Below are 2,992 nucleotides of genomic sequence, written 5' to 3' on the forward strand. Positions count from 1 at the left end.
TGAAATCCTCGATCGAGCTTTAATCTAGCATCAGGATAAATGCCGCTGCTATCAGTTAACCAGATATCGGTGCTATCCGTAGCGATTCCCACAATCTGGGCACCATCACCGATTTGTTCTACTAATAACTGAGCATTCGCCATCGGCAAAAACAGCACTAACTCGAAGTCTTCCCCGCCGTATAATGCCCATTCTAAAGCTTTTTCGGTTGATACAATTTCGCTGAAAATATGGGGGATTGGTATTTGTGTGCGATCGACTTTTGCGCCAACACTGCTAGCCCGACAAATTTGAATAATCGCATCAGCTAAACCGTCGCTGCTGTCCATTCCGGCGATGGAAAACTCACCCGCAGAATCTAAAATCTCCCAAACAACCGGCAAAACATCCAGCCTCGGTTTAGGGCGCTGGTGAGCGAGAATTAAGGAAGCTCGATCGACTTCTGTAAGATTTTGCCCGAATTCTGGATTTAACAGCAATTCTAATCCGGCGCGGGAGGCTCCATGAACCCCGGTAGCCACAATCGCCCAATTCGATCGCGCATTTGACCGACGAATGGTACGATCGCACTCAACCTCCCCAAAAGCAGTAATCGCCACAGTCACCACGGGCGATCGGACAACATCGCCACCGACGATCGGCGTATGATATTCTTGCAAGCAAGCCGTCATCCCCCGATAAAACTCTTCAACCCACTCCAGGGCCGTATCCGGCGCCACAGCGAGGGCTACAGTCACCGCCAGAGGCGTTGCTCCCATCGCCGCGAGATCCGACAAATTCGCCGCAGCAGCGCGCCATCCTGCGTAATAAGGCCCCGTAGTTCGATCGCTAAAATGCACTCCATCTACCAACATATCTGTAGTAATAGCGAGAGATTGGTGGGGCTTTGTAGCCATCACAGCGCAATCATCACCCACTAACTCTACGGGGCAGAATTTTTGTAATATTCTTAAAAGACCTTGTTCACCGATATCTTTAATCAGCATAATTCTGAATTAATCGCAGAGGGAAGAGACGGTTTTTTATTAATTTGATAATATTATATTTTATTCTCAGTAACTCAACCTAAAAAAATAGAATCCTTAGAGCCCAGACTTCTTGAATAAGTCTGGGTTCTAACAGAAATTCTTAGTCCCCCTCTGCTGGGACGAGAGTTTGACTAGAAGCGATTTCAAGATCCGATTCAACATCCGATTCTCCCAAAATCACCGAATCATCTTCTAATTTCCGTTTCCGCTTGAGTACCAGCCCAGCAAAAAAAGCAGCAGAAGTTACTATTCCTGCAATTTCCGAAGGCTCAGGAACAGCTTCAGCCCGCATCTTGAAAGAAAACTGATCTCGATTGGATTCCAACTTAATCGGGAAAGCTAGAGGATTTTTCGGGTCAATTTCTGCATCAATGCCAGTGACGCTAAACTCCGAGACGCCGTAACCGAGTAAAGCCACAAAATCTACTACTTCATTAGGTTTGAATTTGCCGATTTCTTTGCCGCCAACTAAGACGCTGAAAAGTTCATCAGCATCAATACCGCTGGGTAAACCGAGAATTTTAGTAAATAGCGAGGGTTCGGTTGGATTGGGAGTAAGTGCGATCGAACTATTGTCAACAATACCCCCATCACCAGTCCCTCCGCTAGCGCCATTCGTCGCAGCATCGCCTATTTTGAAAGTAAAACCAGCAGCCGTGGGCGGGTCAAACCAGAGACGATTAGCCACATTGTTAAAAATATGCCAACCATCCTCAAACTTATCAGGTAACAACGGATTTCGCTGAGAACTACCGGGTATCGGGTTGAGGAGAAAGGCGTGATTTTGTCCAGTTGCACGGTTAATGCCCTGTCCCACAATTTGACCGCGATCGTTAATTCCGCTTACTTGCTGTAAAAACCACCTATAGTACCCAGGGATGAGACTGTTGAGGTCAGCCATTTTGCCATCTTCCCAGATGAAGCCGTGATTAAGCCCACCATTGCCCGTAGTGTTACCAAAGCCTACTACTTGCCCCTTATTATTAATCCCAATCGCAGCGCTGATATTGCCGCCGAGATTACCCAGATCAGTTGTCTGACCATTTGACCACAAAACAGCTTGACTTTGCTGAGCCAGACTATTTGATGAATAGCCAACTGCTTGCCCAGAATCATTAATATCATAAGCTATGCTGCCGTTATGCCCTGGAAGAGTTCCCAGGTCAATCATGTTGCCATTTTCCCACTGGAAAGCATGAGTTATGCCGACAACGAGACCCGAATAGCCAACTACTTGCCCTTGGTTGTTGATACCCATAGCTCCTCCATTGAAACCAAGAGTACCCAGATCTCTCATCGTGCCGTTTTGCCACAGGAACGGATTAAATTTATCTTGGGCAATGTAAGATTTACCAACTATTTGCCCAGAATCATTGATGTCACTGGCTGAGCTTCCGATGCCACCAAGAGTACCGAGGTCAGTCCTTTGACCGTTTTCCCACAGGTAGGCATTATCCGTCCAGTTTTCACTAAGATAACGACCAACAACTTGACCGGAACTATTCATTTGGTAGGCCCAAGTGGTGTCTTTGATTTCAGTTATCTGACCGTTATCCCACACCCCAGCAACACCATTACCAACTAGCACTTGTCCAGAATTGGTAATACCGTAGGCATTGATTGGGCCGAGGTCGGTAATCGCATAGGAAGCGAAACCAGTATGAAGACTGGCGGCACTGACGGGTTCAACTGCGGTAAATCCCAATAGGGTGAAAGCAGTCAGCGACAGACAACTTTGAACATACCTGCTCAGGCAAGCTTGTTCAAGCATTTTTTTGAATTTTTTCATGTGCACCTCAGATTTGCTCATGGGGCTGGCGTTTCCCCTGTGGGGAGTAGAGAACGAGTTCCCTATGTATCTATCTGAGTGCCGATCGAGATTTTATGCGCCGACACTGGATTTGTTACAAAAATTCACGCTAAGGGTCGCGAATTCAATAGACCTCTTGCAAAAATAACTAGGA

At 46.7% G+C, this 2,992-nt stretch carries 2 protein-coding genes; both read right to left on the reverse strand.

The annotated features are described in order from the left end of the window. On the reverse strand, positions 1–986 hold a 986-nt coding region (thiL, locus tag ACUVJL_RS26015; protein WP_445248482.1), incomplete at its 3' end, for a thiamine-phosphate kinase. A 142-nt stretch (positions 987–1,128) separates the two neighbouring features. After that, positions 1,129–2,838: a DUF3466 family protein gene (locus tag ACUVJL_RS26020; RefSeq protein WP_445248483.1), complete on the reverse strand. Its 1,710-nt coding sequence runs from the start codon at positions 2,836–2,838 to the stop codon at positions 1,129–1,131. Between the last annotated feature and the right edge of the window lie 154 nt (positions 2,839–2,992).

The organism is Microcoleus sp. OTE_8_concoct_300 (genome assembly GCF_031383065.1).
In the GTDB taxonomy this organism is placed as follows: Bacteria; Cyanobacteriota; Cyanobacteriia; order Cyanobacteriales; family Microcoleaceae; genus Microcoleus.